Source organism: Saccharopolyspora antimicrobica (genome assembly GCF_003635025.1).
In the GTDB taxonomy this organism is placed as follows: domain Bacteria; phylum Actinomycetota; class Actinomycetes; order Mycobacteriales; family Pseudonocardiaceae; genus Saccharopolyspora; species Saccharopolyspora antimicrobica.
Genome location: NZ_RBXX01000002.1, coordinates 868,016 through 888,503, shown reverse-complemented (window position 1 = coordinate 888,503; position 20,488 = coordinate 868,016). Strand labels below are relative to the sequence as shown.

The window sequence follows — 20,488 nt, the reverse complement described above, 5'->3', positions numbered from 1 at the left end:
CCATGACCTGGCGCGTAGCCCGCTCGCTCGAAACGCTGCGGCAGCAGTTCAACACCGCGTTTCCCGCCCGCAGCAAGGCATCCGACGGCGGGATCGGCGACACCAACCACCAGAACCGCACCAGCGACCACAACCCGTGGGCCGGCCCCGCCCCGGACGGCCGCAGGCTCGTCACCGCCCGCGACTTCACCCATGACCCGGCCGCCGGGCTCGACATCGACCGGATCACCGACGAACTCGCCGCCAGCCGGGATCCGCGGATCAAGTACCTGATCGCCAACGGCCTGATCCTCGACACCCGGCCCGGCTTCAACCCGTGGCGCTGGACGCCCTACCGCGGCGCGAACCCGCACCGCAAGCACTTCCACATCAGCGTGCACTCCGACGTCGCGCTCGCCGACGACCCGCGCCCCTGGAACCTGCCCAGCCTCACCCGCAGCCCCGCGCCCCCACCCGCACAGGAAGGACCGGACTTGACCCCCGAAGAGAACCACATGCTGCGCGACATCCTCCAGCAGCTCACCGGCTCCCGGATCCCCGGCCAGTTTCCCGGCTGGCCCTCGTTCGTCGACGGCACAACTCAACTCACTCCGGTCGACACGATCCGGCACGTCGACAAGCACGTCATCGAGCTCCGCGACGAACTCGCCCGCCAGGCCGAGACCCTGCACGGCATCGTCACCGCGCTCGGCACCATCCCCGACACTGTCCGGGCAGTCCTCGCCGACGCGACCGTGAACGTCGTCGTCAACGTCCAGGGAGCGCCCCGTGTCTAACCAGCTCACCGCCTGGCTGCGCACGATCGTCCCCGCCGCTTGGTCTGCCCTGGTGACCTACCTGGTCACCGCTGGCGCCCCGCACTGGCTTACCGGCCCGCTCGGCGCGGCTGGTGACGTCTTGGTCGTGCCCGCTGTGCTCGGCGCTGTCTACGCCGTACTGCGGTTGGCCGAGCGTCGTCTGCCCGCATGGGCGATCCGGATCCTGCTCGGTTCCAGCACACCGCCCACGTACCAGCCCAGAAGCAACGAACCCGCATCGTGATCGACGAGGTGTAGCAGTCCCAAGAAGCTCTCCGCGCGACTCACGTAACACCTGGTGGCGGAATCGCGATCTACCTCCAGATAGAGACCTGACAGGGCTAAGGAGACCAGTGTTGGCGTGAGCGACATCTACATGTACGCCGACGAGACCGGAAACCTTGCGTACGAGGGTGCCGGACAGAACGGCAATCCCGCGTATTTCGGTATCGGAACGGTTGTTTTCGAGGCTGACCACGGCGAGGCGCTGTTCCGGGGCTTGCGCCTGCGTGTCGACGTGGCGCAAAGTGACAGTCACTTTGCGAAGGGATTCCATGCCGTGAACGACAGCACGGAAACGCGCACGGCCATGTTTGACCTCATTTCTGACCTGGCACCTAGGTTTGATACCACCTTCCTGTACAAGCCAAATGCGTACCAAGGGGTGCGAGAGCGTGGCGAAATGTGGCTGTACCAGTACGCCTGGGAGCTGCATTTCAAGACAATATCGCAGCAGGTCACGAAGGTGGGGGATCGTTTGGTTGTGATCGTCGCGTCCTTTGGCACGCGGAAACGTGCTGCTGCGGCAAGGAAGGCCTGGGAGCAGGTGTGTTCGGAGTTCGCTCCGAATCAGCGTGAAATTGTGTTTCGCTCCTGGGATGCGCCATCGTCCTTTGGTATCCAAGTCGCAGATTACGGCCTTTGGGCGGTGCAGCGTCAGTTGGAGCGCGGTAATTGCCACTGGTACGAGCAAGCTGTGAAGCCGACGCTACAGTCGTGCTTTCGTCCGTGGGGACCGTGGCAATAAGAACGGCCGGCTATCTCGTGAGGACCTGCCTCGCGAGAAGAGATCGCCTGGACCTCTTTCACCGACCGCTCCCAAAGAGCATGCCAGAACCTTCGGCGAGATGCAAAGCCAGCGCTCAGGTCCCCAGCTGTCGAACGTCTCATGAGCTCACCGCGCGCCGGAACCGATCGCGCCAGGACGGCTGTGCCAGGCGAGCAAACTGCCTGGCTGCGCGACGCGACCGACGGCTGGATCGCGGAGGCGACGTTCACGATACGGCGCGGCCGGTAGCAGTGGCGGAGTGCAGAACCCTGCGTGGCTACTCGCGCACGTTGTCCGGCGGCGCTACGACGCACCGCCCGGAAAGACCAGCGCCCCACGTCGGAACCCTGATCGGGTCCGGTGTGGGGCGCGTTCGTCGTTGCTGCGGCTACTGGGGACGGGGTGGGTCGGTGAGTTCGATGCCGATGGCGACGACGCCGAGTGCTTCACGTTCTGGCGGGTAGATCTGGCGGATGTTGGCCAGCTGCTCGTCACGGGTCGCGGTGGGGTTGACCGACGCCACGGGCTCGTGGTCGAACATCTCCTCGAAGCTTGCGTAGCGGTTGACGCGGGTGACCCGCGTCAGGACTTCGTCGCCTTGGCAGCGGAACCGGATCAGCGAGCCGGGTTTGATCTTCTTGCGGCTGGAGTCGTTGACCCTGATCTCGGTGGTCTTGCGGCCGGTGGCGATCAGGTCGAAGTAGCGCTTGTAGATGCCCATTTCGTGGGCGCGGATGGTGGGTTCGGTGGGGCGTGCGGTCATGAGTCGGCCGAGTTCCTTGACGGTGAACGAGCGGAAGAAGTGCTTGGGGTCGGAGAGTAGTTCGCCGACGAGCCACACCAGGGCATCGACGTAGTTGTCGGTGCTGCCGGGCCATGTGGTGGTGTCGAGCATCCAGGGCTCGACGTCGGCGGGTAGCGCGCGGGTGCCGTGTTCGCGGAGCAGCGATTTCGACAGCTTCGCCCCGGTGGGGGCGAGCACCTGCGGCGTGAAGATCCGTACCGGCATGTGTTCCGGCGGGGCGTGCAGTGCGCCGAGCGCGCCGTCAACGAGCTGGCAGCCGAACGCCCAGTCGCCGCCCTTCATCATCACGTGCAGCGTGTCGGTGCTGCGGCCGAGCGCGCGTTCCTTGACCAGGTTGCGGTACAGCGTGGCCAGGTCGAGGTAGGGGGAATCGTCTTCGGGGTCGATGTGGGCTTCGTAGGGGCCGTGGTCGAAGCAGACCGCGGTGAACGTCGCGCCGTCCTCGTCCAGGTGGGCCAGCTTGGTGCGGTCGGCGCGTTTCTCGGCCCACCCGCACACCGGGCAGGGGATGCGGGTGTGGATGACCCCGTGGGAAGGGGCCATCCACCAGCGGATGTCATCGAGGCGTTCCAGGGTCCGCAGGAATTCCGCCCGGAATCCTGGTGTGGCCTGCTGGTCGGTGTAGGTCTCCACCGCGTAGTCGGTGTCGGTGGCCTCCGACAGCGAGTCGAAGAACGCCCGGTAGTAGTTCTCGATCAGCTCGGCGATCTTGTCCTTGCCGAGCGCGTGGTAGTAGGTCTGCTGGTAGGCGGTGTGGGTCTCGGGGTCGAGCACCACCTCGTACGGGGCGTTGTCCAGCGCGCCGAACCGCACGCGGGTGTCGGTGGAGAACTCCCGGCGGGCGAGCTTGGCCAGCAGGAACGCCGCGGTCTGCACCAGGTTCGTGCCCAGGTGCGGTGCCCCGTTGATCTGGGTGCCCACCACGAATTCGATCCGCGCCGGCCGCATGGCCAGCACGCGGGGCCGCAGGAGGTCGATCGAGCGCAACAGCGCGTTGGCCAGGATGCTGTTCGGGGACAGCAGCAACGACGGCTTCCCGTTGCGACGCACCGTGATCACGCTCCTCGGCTTGGTCTGGGCAGGCGAAGGTTGGCGCAGATGAAGTCCAGGCGGGCCGCGGCGGAATCGGGTGCGACGAACACCGGCTCGTAGCCTGCGTCGTAGTAGCCCTGCACGATCAGCTCGTGGACACGGCGGATCTCCCGGTCCTTGGCCCACACGATGTCGTCCGGGTCTTCGAAGGTGTCGAGCGGATCGAGCACGAAAACCGTGTCGTAGCGGTAGGTGCGGGTGGCGTCTTCCAGCTGCGGGGTGGGCTTGAGCCCGAAGAATCCTTCCCAGCCGTAGCCGTCGGGGATGCCGCGGTTGTAGAAGCGGATGCCGCTGGTGTGGGCGGTGTACTCGGCGATGAACGCCTCCAGCACCTCCAGGGAGTAGGCCCGCCGGTCTTCCTTGAGCAGGTGGCGGCCGAGCCGTTCGCGGTGCTTGCGGTAGATCTCCCGGCCGGGTTCCTCGGCCATGCACGGGATCCCGGCTGCGTGGATCGCCTCAATGAGGTCGTCTTTGCCGGAGGAGGGGCCGCCGGTGATGACGTAGCGGCGCGCCTGCTCGGTAGCCGCTTTCTCAAGAGCGACGGCCAGGGCGGGGTTGGTGCTGGTCACGATGCTTTTCCGTTCTCTTCAATCAGGGGGTTCGGTGCTGTCCGGGCCAGGAAGCCGTCAACCCAGACAGCTCCGAGCCCGGTTTCGCCGTGCAGCGCGGCCACGAACGCCTCGCGGCTTGCGCCTCCGCTGGCGGCCTCGGTCAGCAGCGATGCTTGCGCGGGGGTCAGCGCCGGGGTCCACCCGGCCATGGCCACCAGTTCGTCGGCGGAGGCGGCAACGTCGGGTGCGAACGCGGCCAGGTAGCCGATCGCCTCGGCGCGGGCCGAAGCCCACCGCCACGCGGCGGTGACCGCGACGCGGACAACGGATTGCCGATCAGCCTGGAGGCTGATCAACCGTTCGATGCAGAGCAGTTCGGCGCGGGCCGCGTAGATCGCCGACCACATCCGCGTCAGCTGTTCCTCGTGCTCGGCGACTTCCCACGCGAAGGGATCGGCCGGTACCGGCTGGCGAGTACGGACAGGGGCAAGCCGCGGCGCGATCATGGGCGAGCGGGTGAACCGGTCTGCGTCTGCCAGCAGCTCATCCGCGAGCTTGCCCACGAGCTGAGGTTCGACGCGCTTGCGGAAGTGGTGCGCCTCGTGGCCGGCGACCCGCGCCGCCAGTTCCCGGCGGGCCGTGAGGTTCAGGCCGGGCTCGGCCGGCGGCAAGCCGAACAAGGCGCGGGCGGCCGGGGCGTAGCGGGCGTCGTCGAATCGGGCCAGCAGACCGCGCAGCGTGCCGTCCAACGCGGCCACGCGGCTGGCCTGATCGTCGGGATCGACTGCCCGCCCCACGATTCCCCGCAGTTCGAGCAGCACGGCCACCGAGCTGTCCGACGCGACAGGCAGGCCGCGCCGGAGCAGCAGTTGCAGATCATCAACAACGGCTTCGACTGGGCTTTTTCTGGGCATGCCAGTAGTGGAGCACGATGCCCAGAAAAAGCCCAGTGATCCAAGGAGGGTTCGCCCAGATGGATTCGGCCGGAGATGCGACGAGGGATGTCGTATCCCTGATCGAATCGAAGTCCTGGCGCGCGGTGGGGTCGGTTGTGGCGTCGTTGCCGCGCGTCGACCCCGCCGGGGCGGGCCCGGCCATCGCTAGGCCTAGCCCGGCTGGCAGTCGGCAGCGTCGCGCCGGGGTGGAGGCGATGGACGTACGAAGAGGCAATGTGGTTGCGGGCGGGAGATGCCCCGAGGGACAAGGCATCTCCCGCCCGCCCGGTCCGGGTGCCGGTCGGGGGTCACGGCACCCGGGCCGGGGCTACAGGCGCCGCAGCCCGTCCAGCACGCACCGCAGCACGTCGTCGGTCGGCGTGGCGAACTCACCCGCGAGCACCGGCGCCGCGCGCATCGCCGGCAGGGCTCGCGGCTGTTCGTCGGCACGCTCAGTGCTGGGGCCCCTGAACCGCGGGGCCGGTTCGCACAGCCGGTGACGGCCGTCGCGCGCTTCGGCGTCGAGCCGCTCGATCAGCTGCTGGACGGTCAGCGTGCCCGGCCCCGCTCCGGCGTGCTGTGGCCGGGACGATGACCCGAAGTAGTAGGTGGCCCACGCCGCAGCCATCGCAAGCAGCGCCACCACGGCGACCATGACGGCGATCACCGGTCGGCCCTCACCGACTCGACAACAACCCGGCTGCGCTCGCCCGCTGCACTGCGCAGCTGCCTCGCCAGCAGGTCCATGGTGCCCGCTAGGTTTTCCAGCTCGGCGGGCGTCCAGAGACCCGCCTCGATGTCGTCGACCGCGTACCCGAGCGCCAGCATCCCCTGCTTGATCGTCTTCGCGAGCTGCGCGAGCGTCTGACGTTCCTGCGGGGTCATCGCGCAACCGCCGTCGGCGGCATTCCCGCGAGCACCCGCGCAGCCTTGCTGCAGCCCGGGCAGGTCGCCCACAGCCAGGCCAGCTCTCCGGACTCAGCCTGAATCTTCTGGTCGCACAACGCGGTGAGCGTCGTGCCGTCCGACCAACCGCCAGCTGGCCTCTTCTCGGCGCTCGCGTGCCGCGCGCCAGCAGCCGGAACCCAACTGAACGGATGCGGTCTGTACATCAGGGCCTCCTTCGAAGGGGGGCGGGGCCGGCGGCTGAACCGTGCTCGCCACCGGCCCCGCGGGGGCCGCCGCGCGCCGACGCAGGTGCAAGTCGTCGCGACGGAGCGGCGGGCCTGGGGTGGTCGGAGTTCCGCCCCAGGAGAGCCAGGGTGTTGAACCCTCCCCGGCGCTTAGCCCTGTGAGAGACCGCGACGGGGAGGGCCCGCTGGCTGCCACGAGCCAACGACTCAGGCAACCAACGAGAGACAACATAGCTCAGGAAATTTCCTGAGGCTATTGCTCCGATCGTGTGCTGTTCAGGAATGTGGCTCGGTAGGGCAGACTGAGCAGCGTTTCAACGCGGCAGCAGAGAGGTCGTCATGGCAGAGGATCACGGCAACGAACAGGACCTCGTCCTGGATGAAGACGCTGGGCCGAACCTGCGGCGGCGACACCTCGGCCGGGTGCTGCGCGAGATCCGCCAAGGCCAGGGCAAGTCGCTGAAGGAAGCCGCGACCTGGTCCGGGCTGCGTGAAGGCACGATCAGCAAGATGGAGAACGGCAAGCAGGCGATCATGCCGCGCAACGTGCGCCTGCTCTGCCAGTACTACGACGTCGGCTCACCGCGCGCTGACCTGCTCGTGCGCCTCGCGGACGAGGCGAACCAGCGCGGCTGGTGGGACTTCTACTCCGACACGATGCCCGAGTGGTTCGAGCAGTTCGTCGGCCTCGAAAGCGACGCGACCGAGCTGTGGAACTACAACCCCTCGGTCGTCGACGGCCTGCTGCAGACGTCGGACTACGCCGAAGCTCTGATCGAAGCCAGCCTGCCGCAGTCCACCGACGCCGACCTGCGCCGCTCGGTCGAACTCCGCGCCGCCCGCCAGAGCCGCCTCAACCGCGACTCCCACCCGACGCACCTTCACGTGGTGCTCGACGAGGCAGTGCTCCACCGCGTTGTCGGAAGCACCAACGTCATGCGTGACCAGCTCGAACACCTCACCGAGGCGGCCTCGCGGCCGAACATCACCATCCAGATCATGCCCTTCCGCGCTGGAGCCCACCCAGCGATGAAGGGCCCGTTCTCGCTGCTCCGGTTCCCGGAGACGCTCGACATGGACGCCGTCTACCTGGAGAACGAACGCGGTGCGATCTGGCTGGAACGCCCCGCCGACATCACGCACTACACCACCGTGTTCAAGGCCATGCGGCAGCAGGCGCTCTCACCAGAGGAAACCCTCGATCAGGTGGTTAACCTGGCGAAGTCCCTGTGAGAGACCCCTGCAAGGGAGAACTGCACGATGTACGAGCTCGGGGGTGCTGCGTGGCGTAAGTCCTCGCGCAGCGCCGGCAGCGGCCAGTGCGTCGAGGTCGCAACGAACCTCGACGACGTGGCCGCGGTGCGCGACTCGAAGAACCCACACGAAGCCGCCTTGATCTTCACCAAGACGGACTTCGCCAGGTTCCTCACCAACATCAAGTTCGGCAAGTTCGACAACTGATCCGCATCACGGTTGCAGGCCCCGCTGGCAACAGCACAGCGGGACCTGCACCGCTACGAACTACCCGATGGCTGGGCGTCGGTCACCGCAGGGCGCGGCGTCCACGGGGTGTTCGTCAGCGGCTTCCACTCGGCCGGGCTGCACCCGGCTCCGGCGACTCGGCGGCCGACGTCGGTCCGTGCGAGATGTCCCGCAGCTGCCTGCCAGGTCTGGTATGCCCGGCGGCTGGTGCGCTCAATTCCGAACCGCGGGCCCCTGCTTGCCGTGCTCGGCGACCAGGTGACCAGCCACCGCCACCCGTCCGCCTCGTGCAGGAGCCAACCGACGTGCTGGTGGCGGTACGTCACGAGGTAGGAGTGCTGAGTGTCCCGGCCGCGGACGCGGGCAACAGCCCAACCGTTGCTGGCAGCGTGCTGCCGTTCGGGTGTGCGAGGCCGGCGCTTCATCGAGCACCGCCGAACCGGCGAAGCAGCAGCAGACCGCCGGTGCCCATGCCGACGGCGAGGCTCCATCCGGCCATCGCCGCGATCACACGCGCCTGGTCCGCAGCCACGACCGACAGCAGCGCGCAGGCCAGCTGAGGGCCGAGGTGCAACAGCAGAGCGGCCGTCATGATGGTGACGACCACCGCGCCGTAGATCACCGCGATCACGCGCTCGGCTCGCTCGTTCATCGCGTCACCCCCGGCGGTTCCGACGCCGAGACGGGCGCGGCGGCTTCGATCGGCGGCGGCAGCTCCGCTGACTCGCTGGGGGAGAACGCCGCGGCCCAGAAGAAGCCGCCGACGGCGAGGCAGGACAGGAACCTGCTGGCGACGAGGAGCCTGATCGGCTCGGCCGATCGCACGGAAATTGCACGGAAACGGAGCGACACACCGTGCATTGAGGCGACACCAGACGACTTAGGTTCGCCTACAAATTGCACGTCGAGACATGACGTGACCTGGGATGACGTACGGCCGATTGTTCGAAGGGTTACTGGTTCGAGTCCAGTCGGAGGAGCGCAAAGCCCAGGTCAACGACCTGGGCTTCTTGTTTTGCGCTCTCGTCGGAGACGCGCCATCTCGATCGCTGCGGGGTGGCCACCTGACAGCGGTTAGCCGGTGTTCACCGCTGTCGTGGGATGTCAGAGGTTGTTGGCAGGCTTCCGGGTCATGGGTGGTTCGGTGATTCGGCGTTCGCTGGCCTTGCACTCCGTTCTACGGCTCAAGCCGCACGACCTGTTGCGGCAGTGGGCCGGTCTGGTCGGTCCGGACACGTTGCCGGAGGAGCCGGTGGCCGTGCTGGAGGCGCGGATCGCCGAGCTGGTGGGGACTCCGGCGGCGTTGTTCTTCCCCACCGGGGCGATGGCTCAGCAGGTGGCGTTGCGGGTGCACGCGGAGCGGCGGGGGCGGTGGACTTTCGCCGGGCATCCGCATCTGCACCTGGACAACTGGGAGCTGCAGGGTTACAACGCGGTCCACGGGCTGCGGTTCCACCCGGTCGGGGACCGGAATCAGCTGCTGCGCAAGGCGGATCTGGCCGCCGTCGGCGAACCGCTGGCCACCGTGGTGTGGGAACTGCCGCAGCGGGATCTGGGCGGGCTGCTCCCCGAGTGGCAGCAGTTGTGCGAGCAGGTCGACCTGGTCCGGTCGCGCGGCGCGGCGGTGCACCTCGACGGTGGTCGGATCTTCGAAGCGCAACCGTTCTACGACCGCCCGCACGCGGAGATCGCCGGGCTCTTCGACACCGTCTACGTGTCGCTCTACAAGGGCCTTCAAGGTGTTCGCGGTGCCGTGCTGGCCGGTGATGACGAGACGGTGGCCGAAGCTGCGGTGTGGCGCAAACGCCTTGGCGGTGCGATCCCGAACGCTTGGCCGTTGGCGCTGGGAGCGCTGGCGGGGCTGGACCGGCTCGTGCCGAGGATGGCGGAGTTCCGCGATCACGCCGTCGCGATCGCCGCCGCGCTCAACGCGGACGGGACCGTGCGCGTGTTTCCCGACCCGCCGCAGACTCCGTTGTTCCACGTCCACGTTCCCGCTGCCAAAGCAGCGGTCGAGCGGGCCGGTGCCCGAATGCTCGCCGAGATGGGCACGCAGCTGTTCATCAAGGTCCGTTCGTCGCCGGATCCGTCGCGCTGCGCTTTCGAGATCACGGTTGGCGAGAACGCGATGGAGTTCGACCCTGACGAGGTGGTGGAACTCGTCCGTGACCTGGTGAACCGAGCACAGGCCGGATGATTCACGGCTGCCCGTCGCGGATCCCGGCCCGAGACGCTCGAAGCACGAGAGGGGGTTGGGTGGTGTCGCTAGAGTGGCGCGGCGGACTGGTGTTGGCCTAGGAGGGCAATGGTGGATCCGATCGCCCTGTACTACCCGTACATCCATGTGCGGGATGACACGTGGTTGAAGTACGCCGCTCTGTACTGGCCGAAAATGGGGCGGTTGCGGCCGGCGTCGTATCCGGTGCGCGATTCCGCCGTAGCGGAGGTGCTGCGGCGCGAGATGGGCTGGTTGGTCGATGTGCTGCCGAATCGGGCCGCAATCTCCGTTCAACGGCGATTCCTGCAGTTCGTCGGTGAGTACGCAGCGGAGTTGCGCGAACGTTTCGGGCTGGACAAGTCGGCACGCTGGCCGCCCCGGCCTGCAAGCAGTTTCATGAACACCTCGTCGGTGCACGGAGGGGCGACGTCGGCGGGATCAGTAGGCGTCTGGCCGGGGCGTGGCGGGCCGTCGGCGGCGGAGAGCCGTTCGGAACTGGATCCACGGCTGGGCTACATCCACCTCAGTAAGACCGAACCGCAGGTGGTGGACAATCTGATCGAGGAGGGACTCGCGGTCGAAGCTCCGGGGCGTGGCGGACGTTGGCTGGGCATGCATCCGGAGCTGGCGAACGTCTACATGTGCGTTCTGGCCGAGCAAGTCGCTTCACAGAATCACCTGCATCCGGTCACCGATCAAGTCCTGCCGCATGCGGCCGTCTCCGGTTGGACCGTGGAGCGGATCGCCGCTGCGCTGTTGGGCGATCATCGGATCAGCAGGAGCGAAAGAGAGCCGGGGGATCCGTTGGGCGCGTTCGTGCTGACGGCCTTCGAGACGGTGGTGCCTGCGAACCTCGCTTCCGTTCCGGTGGGCAAGATCGTTGAGATACGGCAGAAGTTCGGTGTCGAACTGGACGCGTTCCGCGAGTACGTGACGGGCCAGGTCGAGCAGATGAGCGGCATCGAGGACGTCCAGGACTTCACTCTCTTCCAGGAGCACATCCACAACGAGGTCCAGCGCACCGTGGCCAAGCAGCTGGACGACCTGCGGGAACGGCTGCGTAGCATCGGGCTGGAGTCCGTCCGCGCGCTGGCCAACATCAAGACGTTCGCGCTGCCACCGCTGGCCGCGACGGCTGCCCAGTTCGCCGGGATCAACCCGGCGATCACCGGCTCGGCCGCAGTGGCGACCTGCCTGGCCAGCGTTCCGGTGCAGGCGAGGAACGAACGACGCCAGGCCATGCGGGAGTCGCCCGTCGGCTACCTGTTCCGCGTGGGACAGGAATTCGATCCGGCAACCCTGGCCAACCGCGTCCGAAAGCTCATCCGACAGCGCTGAGCGAACCCCGCCGTGCTGTCGCTCTGCTGGTTTGGCGGCTCCAGGTTTCGTTGTGATGTAGGAATCCTTTGAACTCGGTTCGCCTGGACGGCCGCCCTAGGCCCGGCATCGCAGGTCAGGGTAAGAGCGAGCCGCGCCATCCATGAGCTGTGCGTACGTGCGGAGGCCGAGATCGCGGAGCTGGAAGATGGCCGGGCAACGAGGGCACACCACTGTGGAGGGGCGGTGGTCTTGCGGCACGACACCGCGTCGGCGAGTCGGCCCGGGCTTCGGCGCACGTGCGATCTCGGCTGCGCGCGAGTGCGCCGACCGGTGGGAGCCGGTCGGCGCACTCTTCGATCAGGCGTAGATCAGGCGTCAGCCGTTGAACGCGCCGGAGTTGGCGGCGCCGCCGACACCGTTGCCACCGTTGCCCGCGGCGGCGTTGCCGCCGTTACCGCTGGACAGCACGCTGATGCCGCTCAGGGCGTTGACGCCGACGCCACCGTTGCCGCCGACGCCGTTGCCACCCTGGGCGTAAGAACCGGCGTGGTCCCCGTGCCCACCGGCGAAGGCGGGGGACCCGATCGCCAGAGCAGCGGCGCAGGCAGCAGTGACACCGATCAGACGAAGCGTAGTGCGCATTTGCATGAACTCCCATCCATATTCGGGCCGTTCGGCGGCTGTCCCGGATTTCCGGGACCTGGGGGGCGCACGCCGATCGGCAAGATGTACGGTGCATCGGTTCGGGTCGGTGCGCCTTCGCAACCACCCCATAGGGAATCTTTCGCCACCCTTGCGGATGATTGCGCCGTTCCATCGGCTGATCCGGCGGTGCGAAGCCGGAAAACCGCTTCCCCACAGCGAAAATCGGTGTGATCGCTGGCGATAAGGGGTTTCACGATTTCCGCGCCGATCGATGAGGTGCCGGTGCGGATTTCGGCTCGCGAAATTCGCCGGTACCTCGTATGGCGGCGAATTCGCCAACGGCGGTGGCAGGAATTTCGCTGTGCGAACAGCTCTCCGTGTCGGGATCAGTCGTCGGGCACCCAGCGGAGGACGTCGCCGGGTTGGCAGTCGAGCGTACGGCAGATCGCGTCGAGCGTGGTGAACCGGACCGCCTTCGCCCGGCCGTTCTTCAGCACCGCGATGTTGGCGGGCGTGATGCCGACGGCCTCGGCGAACTCGCCGACGGACATGCCGCGCTTGGCGAGCTGGACGTCGAGGTCGACGATGATCGCCATCAGATCACCCCGGCGATCTCGGTCTTCATCTCCGTCGCTTTGTGCAGGAGGTTGCGCAGGATCACCACGACCATCGCGAACGAGGCCCCCACGCCGACGCACGCGGTCGCGGCACCCAGCGCGCCGACGACCGCCATGCCGTCGTCGGGCGACGGGATCTCGGCCACCGCCAGGTGACCGGCGACTCCGGCAGCGACCAGCGTGGCCAGGAGCGTTGCGCCGATGATGGCGTCGACCCAGCGGAAGGCCTGCGAGCTGAAGATCGCGTCGCGCCGCACCATCGCGAGCAGCATCCACGCCGCGAGGAGCACCACCTGGACGCAGGCCACGCCGATGATCGCGGCCGTCGCGTAGGGCACGGCGAGCGGTGCGTAGGGCGGGAAGAGCTCGACCTCGTCGGCGGCCGTCGTCGGGATGACCACTATCTGGCCGAAGAGGCCGGCGGCGATCGCGCCGATGATGCCGATCCGGAGGGCGGTGATGATGAACGAGTGCATGCATCGATTATCGATCGGTATCTATCGAAAATCAATAGATCAACAGCGGCGTCGTGGCGCAGATCATGTGCGGCGCTGACAGCCCGTGCGGCCTTTGCCGCAGTGGACACGGTTCTGCTGTCGTCGGCGGCGAGTTCCGCGAGGGCAGTTCGCGTAGCGTCCGCTGTGCTGGGTGTTCCTGATCTCAGCAGGGTGGCCAGCTCGTCCACGGCGGCCAGTCGCACTGCGGGCAGGGTGCTGCGCGCGGCTTGGCCGATGTCGGCGGGCAAGCGGATCGCGTTGCTGCTGGCCACGATCAGACGGCCTTGGAAACTGCTGTCCACGCCCGGATTTTGGGGCTTGCCAGCCCGCTCGCACCTCGTCGTAGATGAACTCGTACAGCTCGTCGACGTCGACCAGGCCGTCGCCGTTTCGGTCGGCGGTGCCGGTTCGCAGGCCCTTGACCAGTGCTGCGGTGAACACCGATTCCTGGGCGGTGCCGGTGACCGTGCAGCCGGCCGTGGTCGTCCTTGATGCCGTGCCCGGAGACGTAGAGCAGGACGAGGTCGTCCATCCGGGCCGCGGCGAAGAGATCCTCGATCGCCAGGTTCGCCTCGTGCGCGGGCGGATTGTGCAGCGTTTCGACCTCGTAGCCGCCGATCGCCGGATCGATCAGCACGGCGGCCAGCGCGTCGGCATCGGCCCGCGGTGTCCGGAGCCGGTGGAAGGTCTTGTCCGAGTAGCTATCGGTGGCGATGAGCAGCGCGCGCCGCTTTTCACCCACGACATCACCTTCCCCGTGCGGAAAGCGCCTGTGAGGGGAGAGTAGCGAAGCCCTCAGGGCGGATTCGGCCGTTCGGTCGACTTCGGAGTCCGCGGGACGGGAGACTGGGAGGCATGTTCAAGAAGTTGTTGGCCGCCGTTGGGATTGGTGGCGCTGAGGTGGAGACCGTGCTGCACACGCCCGGAGTGCAGCCAGGTGGTGTCGTGCACGGGAACATCCGGTTGCGCAGCGGGGAGATCCAGCAACATCTGGACGGCGTCTTCGTCGAGTTCGTCACGCGGGTCGAGCACGAGACCGCCGATGACCGGGAGCGCGAGATGATGCGCCCCATCGGGCGGGTCGACGTGCAGCGCGGCGTCGTGCTGGAGCCGGGTCAGGTCGTCGAGTTCCCCTTCCAGGCCCAGGCACCGTTCGAAACGCCCATCACGCACTACAAGGACCGACCGCTGCCGGGCATGGTCGTCGCGGTGCGCACCCAGCTGGAGATCAAGGGGGCGTTCGACGCGACCGACACCGATCCGATCGGCATCGGTGCGCTGCCCGCGCAGCACGTGCTGCTGGAGGCGGTGGAGCGACTGGGCTTCCACCTGCACCACGCCGACGTCGAGATGGGCCGGTACCGCCGGACCCGGCAGCAGCTGCCGTTCCACCAGGAGATCGAGTTCCGCGGCTCGCCGAGGTACCGCCGGATCAACGAGCTCGAGGTGTCCTTCCTCGCCGGACCGGACGGCATGGACGTGGTCCTGGAAGCCGACCGCAGGCCCGGTCTCCTCACGGGCGAGCGCGACGTCGCCAACGTCCTGCACGTCGACTACGCGACGGTGCACCAGGTGGACTGGTCGGCCGAGATCCACCAGCGCCTGGACGGGATCGGCAGCGGCTGGCTGTGAAAGAGGTCGTGAGTGCTTCGCGGTGCTGGAGCACTGTTAAGCACTCACGACCCGCCGGCACGGCCGACTTCCACGCAGGGTCGCCCCGGACGGCCGGGTGGCGTGTCGCTCGTCGACGCCCCCGGCCACCCGCCTCGAACACGGGTCAGGTGACCACGAAGGCTCGGGTGGTTCCGGTGAAGGCGCTGATCTCGCCGTTCCAGCCGTTCTTCCAGTTGCCGTGGTGGACGATCCGGTAGCGGCCCGCCGGTGCGCTGGGCGGGATGTCCCAGGTGATCTTCGCCGTCGAGGTGGCCGCGCCGCTGCGCGTCCAGTGGTACTTCGTCGACCAGTGGCGGTCGTCGGCCACGCGTCGCCATTCGCCGCCCACCTGGCGCTGGACCTCGGCGAAGGTGCCGTCGGTGCGGAGGTCGTTCTTCGGGTGGCCGGTCACGAACTCCGCGGTGACCTGCTCGGCTCGGCGGTATCGGGTGGCCGGTTCGGTGAGCACGTCGCCGAACTCGCGGCCCGGCGGCTTGTCGTCGAAGACCACGCCCGGCTGGAAGTTGATCAGCTTGCCGCGGAGATCGCGCGGGGTCGGGCCCGGCGGCACGGAGGCGCCGGAGCGCATCGCCGCGGCCAGCCGGGCGAATTCCTGCTGATAGGCGGGCAGCGTGTAGCGGCCGAACAGCGTCGAGGCACCTTCGTACTGCTGCGCGTCGTACTCCTCCGGCGTGGTCACGTACTGGCTGTAGGCGTTGGCGTAGCCCTGCACCAGCACGTTCTCCAGCGGCACGCCCAGCTCGTCGGCGACCGCCTGGCGGAGCCGCAGCCCGGCGACGATGGTGCACTCGGCGGGCACCGTCACCAGGTGCAGCTGGCCGATGCGGATCAGCTGCAGCGGCAGGACTTCCGGGCACCACGGGTAGGGCTTCATCGCGCCGAAGGGGACCGCGATCGGCTTGGGCGCCTGCGCGTCGGCCAGCCCGTCGGGGATCGGTGCGTCCGCGCCGCCGAGCCAGTCGAGGAACGGGTTGCGGATGCCCTCCGGGATCGGCAGGCCCGGGCCGTCCTCGCGGCTCCCGGCGAGCATGGACACGCCGATCGCCGCCGTGCAAGTCGTGTGCTGCTCGCCGTCCGGGGTGAAGCGACCGTCCACAGTGACCTTCGACAGGTCGACGAAGCACATCCGGTGGTCCACCGCGCCGGTGATCTGCTCCTGGGCCGCGTCGAAAGCGCGCTTGGCGGCGCGGAACTGGCGGTCGCCGATGATCCGGGTGTTCTCGAACTCGTCCTCGGTCGGGCCGGAGCCGGGCGAGAGGTTCAGGTTCGGCGACATGTCGCCGGCGTTGGTCTGGGCGAAGCAGGCCACGAAGTCCGCGTCGAGCTGCTCCCAGGCGAACGCGGCGTAGCCCTTGTTGTCCGAGCTGATCAGCCGGTTCGTGTTGGTCATCGAGGTGCCGTGGGTGGCGAACCAGGTGATCGCGCCGACGTCCCGGCTGCCCTGCGCGAAGCGCAGCACGGTCACCGCCGGGTCGATGCCCAGCGGGAAGTGGTCCTTGTCCGGCTGGGGATTGAGGTCGAATGCGCTGCGGGACCGGTTCGCGCTGGCGTCGGTCAGCACGGCTCGGCCGAGGTGCGCGGTGCCGGGCTTGAGGTCGGCGTGCGCTCGGGAGATCGCCTCGGTGATGCCGTCCACGACGGCGTTGTAGGTCTGCTCCTGGAAACCGAGGATCGCGAGGTCGTAGGCGGCGTAGTGCGAGTCGCCGCCGCAGGCCGCGTGCGTGTGCGTGGCGTTGAGCAGCACGTTCTGCTCGGTGTAGAGGTCGCCGTAGGTTTCCCGGAGCTTGCGCAGCACTCCTTGGTGCACCGACTGGAAGACCGCGCCGAGCTCGGCGGTGACGAACGCGATGCGCTTCTCCCCGTCGGCCACCACGAACGCGCGCGCGAGAGTGCGCAGGTGGATGCCCGCGGTCTGCTGCTGGGGCATCGAGTAGCCCATCATGCCGTTCTCGGCGGCCGGGCCGGTGACGTCGGCTATGCCGCGGCCCACCAGGTAATCCCCGGTCTCGCGGACGGTTTCGGCTGCGGCGCTGGTGCCGCCGAGCGTCGAAGCGACCAGCGGTGCCGCCGCCGCGGCCGCCAGCACCTGCCTCCTGGCAACGGGCATGGGCCTGCACTCCTCGGTGAATGCGAACCAATTTCACGTTCTTGGGTGACAGGAGGCTACGTGATTCAGTTCACCCTGCCAAGGGGGATGTTCACGGCCTGGACGCGGCGGCGCGACCGTCGGCGTGTCGTCGCCCGACACGCCGAAACCGCCGCGATTTCAATGGAAATCGGATGTCTGATTTCCATTGAAATCGCATCCCACCTGGTCGGAGCGTCCGGCTGTCGCCGGTGCGCGATCAGGCCTTCCGGCCGATGCCGCCGATGTGCATGCTGTGCGCCGGGCTGTCCGGCTCGGGGATGTCCGGGCCCGCGCGCCACTGGTTGTGCGGCACCAGGCCCGGCTCGACCAGCTCCAGGCCGTCGAAGTAGCGGATCTGCTCGTCCCAGCTGCGGAAGCACCGGCTGCCCATGCCGCTCTCGGCGAACACGCGGGACAGCTCCATGGCGCGCGGTTCGCCGTTGTCGCAGGTGTTGGACACCATCAGGAAACCGCCGGAGGGCAACCGGTCGCGGAGATCCGCGGCCACGCCCTCGGGATCCTCCTCGTCCTCCAGGTGCATCAGGATGCCGCCCAGCAGCACGGCGAACGGCTGCGACTGGTCGATGAGCCGCACGGTGTCCGGGTGCCCGAAGATCGCATCCGGTTCGCGCAGGTCCGCGTTGAGGAACGTGGTTCGGTCGTTGGAGGCGAGCAGGGCGCGGCTGTGGGCGAGCACGATCGGGTCGTTGTCCACGTAGACCACGCGCGTCTCGGGCGCGATGTCCTGCGCGATCTCGTGCACGTTGCCCACGGTCGGCAGCCCGGAGCCGATGTCGACGATCTGCCGGATGCCCGCTTCGCCGACCAGGTAGCGCACGGCCTGCCGCAGGAAGTAGCGGTTCGCCTTGGCCAGCAGCATGGCCTCCGGCACCACTTCCATCATCGCCGCGGCCGCGGCCCGGTCCACCGCGAAGTTGTCCTTGCCACCGAGGGAGTAGTCGTAGATGCGGGCGATCGAGACCTTCTCGGTGTTGATCTCCGCGGGCACGTGCTCGATTCCGGATTCGGATCCGAGGAGTCGTTCCAGCGGTCCCGGGGCTTCCGCCATCGTTGTTGTCCCCTCGTGCGAAGGCCGGAGATCGACCCAAGGTACAACATCAACTCGACGGCGTTTCGCGTTTGCCGGGAATTGTCCAGAACGACTTGAATTGGAATATTCCAGCGATCTCGGCAATCGTGTCAATACCCGATCGGCATCGCGATCACGGCCCGCAACCGCCGCGACCACTCCCGCGCGGCTCCGGCGGCGGCGATCCGGTCGCGGTCGGATTCGGTCGGCACCAGGAAGACCTCGCCGGTCACCACGGTGCTGCCGGGCAGTGCCAGCTGGTCCAGGAACCGGTCCACGTCGGGGACGATCCGGACGAGCGACCGGCGACCGGCGGCGATCTTCCGCGCCCGGTGCGCCATGCGGTCGATGGCGCTGCGATCCCGCCACTGCGCGAGCTCCGCGCCGTACCGCGCGGCCTGCGCGGCGCCGGCCGGGGTGGAGATCACCGGGAAGGTGCCCGTGCGGTCATCCCGGGGCGCGTCGACGATCACGAGCTCACCGCTGGTGATGCGCTCGGCGAATGTGTCGATGCCGAGCATCGCGGCCCGGCCCGCGTAGCGCGAGGTCGTTGGGCCGACGACCTCCTCGTCGTGGACCGTGGCCCGCCACCGCAGGTGCCCGGGGCAGCGGTCGGTGCCGCGCGACCGACGGCGCCAGCACTGCCCACCGCGTCCGCAGTCCTCCCAGCTCGGGTGCACGACACCGGTCACGAAGACTTCGATCTCGGCGATGTCGCGGCGCTGATTCCGCGGCGGCCGGATCAGCCGCACGCACGGCACCGCGCGCTGCGCCGATCCCCGGATCCGGACCTGCAAGGTGAACCGGGTGCCGTCCGGGCACTCGAACCGCAGGGCCGAGTTACGGCGCTCGTTGCCCGCCTTGTTGAACGCCCGGGCCGTCCGGCCGCGCAGCATCTGCCGCACCTGCCGGTCCGACGGCTCCGGTGGCACGGGATGGGAGCAGGTGCGCCCGGCGAGGTGCGACCAGTGGAAGCCGCGGCCGGATCCGGGATTGCGCCTCAGGTAGACGGGATGGCGTTCGATGCAGCGCGCGTAGCGCCGGTGCGGGTTCGTCCGGTGCGCGCCGAAGCGTTCCCGCTGGAACTTCCCGGGATGACCCAGGTCCGGCCGGTGCGCGTCCAGCTCGTGTTCGTGCTCGTCGTCGGAGAACGCGATCAGAGTCACGGCTGCTCCCCAGCATCCCGGTTTCCGGCTCGCACCCACCATGGTGCCGTCCACGCGGAAACCCCTGCCGCGCCGCGGATCGCGCCGGGTGATCAGCACTTCGGCACCCGGGGCGCGACCTCGGCCGGACGGGGCGAGCGGCGCGGTGGTGATGGCGGATCGTCGTGTTCCGGACGTCGCGGGCATCGCCCGACCGCACCAGCGTTGCGCTGCCCGGGCGGTTTCTAGATCTCTTCGGGCAGCCCGAAGAGCGCGAAGTGCTCGGCACCGATGAACGTCGTGATCTCCCGGATCAGTCCGTCGTGCAGCGTGAACACGTTGACCGACCACGGGCGGTGCGGGGTCTCGCCGTCGCGGCGCAGGTAGCAGGCCACCGCGGGCTGGCCGTTGGCGTTGACCGGGATGTGCCGCCAGGCCCCGCACGAGGTGAGCGGCACCTTGACGGCGAAGTCCATCACCGCGTCGACGCCGCGGTACCAGTGCGGCAGTGGCGGCATCGACCAGGTGACGTCCGCGGTGAGCAGCGAGAGCAGGAGATCGGCGTCGCCGCGCTCCAGCGCGGTCGCGAACCCGGCGACGATCTCCTGGAACCGCCCGTCGTCGAGCCGGCTCAGCGCCTGCTGCTGGCTGCGGGACGGGACCTTCTCGGCCACGATCCGGCGGGCGCGCTGCAGCGCGCTGTTCACCGACGCGGTCGAGGTGTCCATCACCTCGGCGATCTCGGCGGCGGAGAAGCCCAGCACCTCGAACAGCAGCAATGCCGCCCGCTGGTTGCCGGGCAGGTGCTGCAGCGCGGCGACGAAGGCGAGTTCCACGGCCTCGCGCTGCTCGTAGTGCGCTTCCGGCGTGGCCCGGCCGCTGCTGAGCCCGGCGTCGGCGTAAGGCCCCAGCCACGCGACATCGGTGAGCGGGGCGGAGTCGACGACGGCGTGGTCGCTCGCCGGCCCGAGGTCGACGGGCAAGGCCCGCTTGCCGCGGCTCTCGATGGTGTCCAGGCAGGTGCGGGTGGCGATGGTGTGCAGCCAGGTGCGGACGGAGCTGCGGCCTTCGAACCGCTCCAGCCCGCGCCACGCCCGCACCAGCGCGTCCTGCAGCGCGTCGTCGGCGTCGTAGGAGGACCCGAGCATGCGGTAGCAGTGCGCGTGCAGCTCCCGGCGCAGCGGTGCCACGAGCCGGTCGAACGCCGCGTCGTCCCCTGCGCGGGCCAGAGCCAGGTCGTCGGCCGTGCTGGAAGAAATCTCGCTCACAGCGATGATTCTGCCCCGGCACCGCCGGTCAGCACCGGTGAAC

Annotated in this window: 24 protein-coding genes; 8 read left to right on the top strand and 16 right to left on the bottom strand. The window is 68.4% G+C overall.

The genetic code is table 11. The annotated features are described in order from the left end of the window. Positions 1 to 2 precede the first annotated feature (2 nt). The 3 genes from ATL45_RS04735 (at position 3) to ATL45_RS04725 (ending at position 1,824) form a co-directional block, all read left to right on the top strand. On the top strand, positions 3 to 776 hold the full coding sequence (locus ATL45_RS04735; protein ID WP_093151993.1) for a hypothetical protein: 774 nt from the start codon (positions 3 to 5) through the stop codon (positions 774 to 776). Beyond that, complete coding sequence (locus tag ATL45_RS04730) at positions 769 to 1,041, top strand: hypothetical protein (RefSeq protein WP_093151990.1); 273 nt, start codon at positions 769 to 771, stop codon at positions 1,039 to 1,041. The genes ATL45_RS04735 and ATL45_RS04730 overlap by 8 nt, the downstream gene beginning before the upstream one ends. A gap of 117 nt (positions 1,042 to 1,158) precedes the next feature. Beyond that, complete coding sequence (locus ATL45_RS04725; protein ID WP_211841180.1) at positions 1,159 to 1,824, top strand: DUF3800 domain-containing protein; 666 nt, start codon at positions 1,159 to 1,161, stop codon at positions 1,822 to 1,824. A 409-nt stretch (positions 1,825 to 2,233) separates the two neighbouring features. Here ATL45_RS04725 and ATL45_RS39500 read toward each other — a convergent pair whose 3' ends face one another. The 6 genes from ATL45_RS39500 to ATL45_RS04695 form a co-directional block, all read right to left on the bottom strand. Further along, positions 2,234 to 3,700, bottom strand: coding sequence for an ASCH domain-containing protein (locus ATL45_RS39500; protein ID WP_246025168.1), 1,467 nt, complete (start codon positions 3,698 to 3,700; stop codon positions 2,234 to 2,236). 5 nt (positions 3,701 to 3,705) lie between these two features. Continuing rightward, positions 3,706 to 4,311, bottom strand: coding sequence for an AAA family ATPase (locus ATL45_RS04715; RefSeq protein WP_170210160.1), 606 nt, complete (start codon positions 4,309 to 4,311; stop codon positions 3,706 to 3,708). Continuing rightward, entirely contained in the window at positions 4,308 to 5,207 is a 900-nt protein-coding gene (locus ATL45_RS04710; protein ID WP_143121622.1) for a hypothetical protein, read from the bottom strand. Before ATL45_RS04710 ends, ATL45_RS04715 begins: the two co-directional genes overlap by 4 nt. 349 nt (positions 5,208 to 5,556) lie before the next feature. Beyond that, positions 5,557 to 5,895 carry a hypothetical protein gene (locus tag ATL45_RS04705; RefSeq protein ID WP_093151981.1) on the bottom strand — a complete coding sequence of 113 codons (339 nt, stop codon included), beginning with the start codon at positions 5,893 to 5,895 and terminating at the stop codon, positions 5,557 to 5,559. Then, positions 5,892 to 6,185, bottom strand: coding sequence for a hypothetical protein (locus ATL45_RS04700; protein WP_170210109.1), 294 nt, complete (start codon positions 6,183 to 6,185; stop codon positions 5,892 to 5,894). Before ATL45_RS04700 ends, ATL45_RS04705 begins: the two co-directional genes overlap by 4 nt. After that, on the bottom strand, positions 6,110 to 6,340 hold the full coding sequence (locus ATL45_RS04695; RefSeq protein WP_093151976.1) for an HC3 family zinc finger protein: 231 nt from the start codon (positions 6,338 to 6,340) through the stop codon (positions 6,110 to 6,112). Before ATL45_RS04695 ends, ATL45_RS04700 begins: the two co-directional genes overlap by 76 nt. Before the next feature lie 360 nt (positions 6,341 to 6,700). On the opposite strand from ATL45_RS04695, the gene ATL45_RS04690 reads away from it, so the two are divergent. Continuing rightward, on the top strand, positions 6,701 to 7,594 hold the full coding sequence (locus ATL45_RS04690; RefSeq protein WP_093151973.1) for a Scr1 family TA system antitoxin-like transcriptional regulator: 894 nt from the start codon (positions 6,701 to 6,703) through the stop codon (positions 7,592 to 7,594). A gap of 27 nt (positions 7,595 to 7,621) precedes the next feature. Beyond that, complete coding sequence (locus tag ATL45_RS04685) at positions 7,622 to 7,822, top strand: DUF397 domain-containing protein (RefSeq protein ID WP_093151970.1); 201 nt, start codon at positions 7,622 to 7,624, stop codon at positions 7,820 to 7,822. Between the two features lie 442 nt (positions 7,823 to 8,264). On the opposite strand, the gene ATL45_RS04680 is transcribed toward ATL45_RS04685, so the two are convergent. Together ATL45_RS04680 and ATL45_RS38715 are read right to left on the bottom strand one after the other, a co-directional pair. Beyond that, complete coding sequence (locus ATL45_RS04680) at positions 8,265 to 8,495, bottom strand: hypothetical protein (RefSeq protein WP_093151967.1); 231 nt, start codon at positions 8,493 to 8,495, stop codon at positions 8,265 to 8,267. Beyond that, complete coding sequence (locus ATL45_RS38715; protein WP_170210159.1) at positions 8,492 to 8,668, bottom strand: hypothetical protein; 177 nt, start codon at positions 8,666 to 8,668, stop codon at positions 8,492 to 8,494. Before ATL45_RS38715 ends, ATL45_RS04680 begins: the two co-directional genes overlap by 4 nt. Positions 8,669 to 8,987: 319 nt before the next feature. Here ATL45_RS38715 and ATL45_RS04675 point away from each other — a divergent pair, with 319 nt between their 5' ends. Both ATL45_RS04675 and ATL45_RS04670 read left to right on the top strand, forming a co-directional pair. Next, positions 8,988 to 10,040: a threonine aldolase family protein gene (locus ATL45_RS04675; protein ID WP_246025167.1), complete on the top strand. Its 1,053-nt coding sequence runs from the start codon at positions 8,988 to 8,990 to the stop codon at positions 10,038 to 10,040. Between the two features lie 108 nt (positions 10,041 to 10,148). Beyond that, on the top strand, positions 10,149 to 11,399 hold the full coding sequence (locus ATL45_RS04670; protein WP_093151960.1) for a DUF6236 family protein: 1,251 nt from the start codon (positions 10,149 to 10,151) through the stop codon (positions 11,397 to 11,399). Between the two features lie 357 nt (positions 11,400 to 11,756). On the opposite strand, the gene ATL45_RS04665 is transcribed toward ATL45_RS04670, so the two are convergent. From ATL45_RS04665 to ATL45_RS39495, 4 genes are all read right to left on the bottom strand, one after another. Continuing rightward, positions 11,757 to 12,023: a hypothetical protein gene (locus ATL45_RS04665; protein WP_093151957.1), complete on the bottom strand. Its 267-nt coding sequence runs from the start codon at positions 12,021 to 12,023 to the stop codon at positions 11,757 to 11,759. A gap of 389 nt (positions 12,024 to 12,412) precedes the next feature. Next, a complete protein-coding gene (locus ATL45_RS04660; RefSeq protein WP_093151955.1) occupies positions 12,413 to 12,622 on the bottom strand; it encodes a helix-turn-helix domain-containing protein in 210 nt (69 codons plus the stop codon). After that, positions 12,622 to 13,119: a DUF2975 domain-containing protein gene (locus ATL45_RS04655; protein ID WP_093151952.1), complete on the bottom strand. Its 498-nt coding sequence runs from the start codon at positions 13,117 to 13,119 to the stop codon at positions 12,622 to 12,624. The genes ATL45_RS04660 and ATL45_RS04655 overlap by 1 nt, the downstream gene beginning before the upstream one ends. 295 nt (positions 13,120 to 13,414) lie before the next feature. Further along, on the bottom strand, positions 13,415 to 13,882 hold the full coding sequence (locus ATL45_RS39495; protein WP_246025166.1) for a caspase family protein: 468 nt from the start codon (positions 13,880 to 13,882) through the stop codon (positions 13,415 to 13,417). A 113-nt stretch (positions 13,883 to 13,995) separates the two neighbouring features. Here ATL45_RS39495 and ATL45_RS04645 point away from each other — a divergent pair, with 113 nt between their 5' ends. Next, positions 13,996 to 14,772 (top strand): sporulation protein, encoded by a 777-nt coding sequence (locus tag ATL45_RS04645; RefSeq protein ID WP_093151950.1) that lies wholly within the window; start codon positions 13,996 to 13,998, stop codon positions 14,770 to 14,772. A 145-nt stretch (positions 14,773 to 14,917) separates the two neighbouring features. Here ATL45_RS04645 and ATL45_RS04640 read toward each other — a convergent pair whose 3' ends face one another. From ATL45_RS04640 to ATL45_RS04625, 4 genes are all read right to left on the bottom strand, one after another. Then, positions 14,918 to 16,921 (bottom strand): neutral/alkaline ceramidase, encoded by a 2,004-nt coding sequence (locus tag ATL45_RS04640; protein WP_093151947.1) that lies wholly within the window; start codon positions 16,919 to 16,921, stop codon positions 14,918 to 14,920. Positions 16,922 to 17,159: 238 nt separating this feature from the next. Further along, positions 17,160 to 18,011, bottom strand: coding sequence for an SAM-dependent methyltransferase (locus tag ATL45_RS04635; protein ID WP_093151944.1), 852 nt, complete (start codon positions 18,009 to 18,011; stop codon positions 17,160 to 17,162). A gap of 131 nt (positions 18,012 to 18,142) precedes the next feature. After that, the gene (locus ATL45_RS04630; RefSeq protein ID WP_143121620.1) at positions 18,143 to 19,198 is read right to left on the bottom strand and encodes a hypothetical protein; all 1,056 of its coding nucleotides are present in this window, start codon (positions 19,196 to 19,198) and stop codon (positions 18,143 to 18,145) included. 224 nt (positions 19,199 to 19,422) lie between these two features. Further along, the gene (locus ATL45_RS04625) at positions 19,423 to 20,445 is read right to left on the bottom strand and encodes a sigma-70 family RNA polymerase sigma factor (RefSeq protein WP_093151939.1); all 1,023 of its coding nucleotides are present in this window, start codon (positions 20,443 to 20,445) and stop codon (positions 19,423 to 19,425) included. Between the last annotated feature and the right edge of the window lie 43 nt (positions 20,446 to 20,488).

What these genes read in the sequence shown, in the direction of transcription:
- ATL45_RS04695 (WP_093151976.1), bottom strand. Translation starts at nt 6,340, where the DNA reads ATGTACAGACCGCATCCGTTCAGTTGGGTTCCGGCTGCTGGCGCGCGG.
- ATL45_RS04690 (WP_093151973.1), top strand. Translation starts at nt 6,701, where the DNA reads ATGGCAGAGGATCACGGCAACGAACAGGACCTCGTCCTGGATGAAGAC.
- ATL45_RS04710 (WP_143121622.1), bottom strand. Translation starts at nt 5,207, where the DNA reads ATGCCCAGAAAAAGCCCAGTCGAAGCCGTTGTTGATGATCTGCAACTG.
- ATL45_RS04635 (WP_093151944.1), bottom strand. Translation starts at nt 18,011, where the DNA reads ATGGCGGAAGCCCCGGGACCGCTGGAACGACTCCTCGGATCCGAATCC.
- ATL45_RS04680 (WP_093151967.1), bottom strand. Translation starts at nt 8,495, where the DNA reads ATGAACGAGCGAGCCGAGCGCGTGATCGCGGTGATCTACGGCGCGGTG.
- ATL45_RS04655 (WP_093151952.1), bottom strand. Translation starts at nt 13,119, where the DNA reads ATGCACTCGTTCATCATCACCGCCCTCCGGATCGGCATCATCGGCGCG.
- ATL45_RS04645 (WP_093151950.1), top strand. Translation starts at nt 13,996, where the DNA reads ATGTTCAAGAAGTTGTTGGCCGCCGTTGGGATTGGTGGCGCTGAGGTG.
- ATL45_RS04670 (WP_093151960.1), top strand. Translation starts at nt 10,149, where the DNA reads ATGGTGGATCCGATCGCCCTGTACTACCCGTACATCCATGTGCGGGAT.
- ATL45_RS04685 (WP_093151970.1), top strand. Translation starts at nt 7,622, where the DNA reads ATGTACGAGCTCGGGGGTGCTGCGTGGCGTAAGTCCTCGCGCAGCGCC.
- ATL45_RS04735 (WP_093151993.1), top strand. Translation starts at nt 3, where the DNA reads ATGACCTGGCGCGTAGCCCGCTCGCTCGAAACGCTGCGGCAGCAGTTC.
- ATL45_RS04640 (WP_093151947.1), bottom strand. Translation starts at nt 16,921, where the DNA reads ATGCCCGTTGCCAGGAGGCAGGTGCTGGCGGCCGCGGCGGCGGCACCG.
- ATL45_RS04660 (WP_093151955.1), bottom strand. Translation starts at nt 12,622, where the DNA reads ATGGCGATCATCGTCGACCTCGACGTCCAGCTCGCCAAGCGCGGCATG.
- ATL45_RS04665 (WP_093151957.1), bottom strand. Translation starts at nt 12,023, where the DNA reads ATGCGCACTACGCTTCGTCTGATCGGTGTCACTGCTGCCTGCGCCGCT.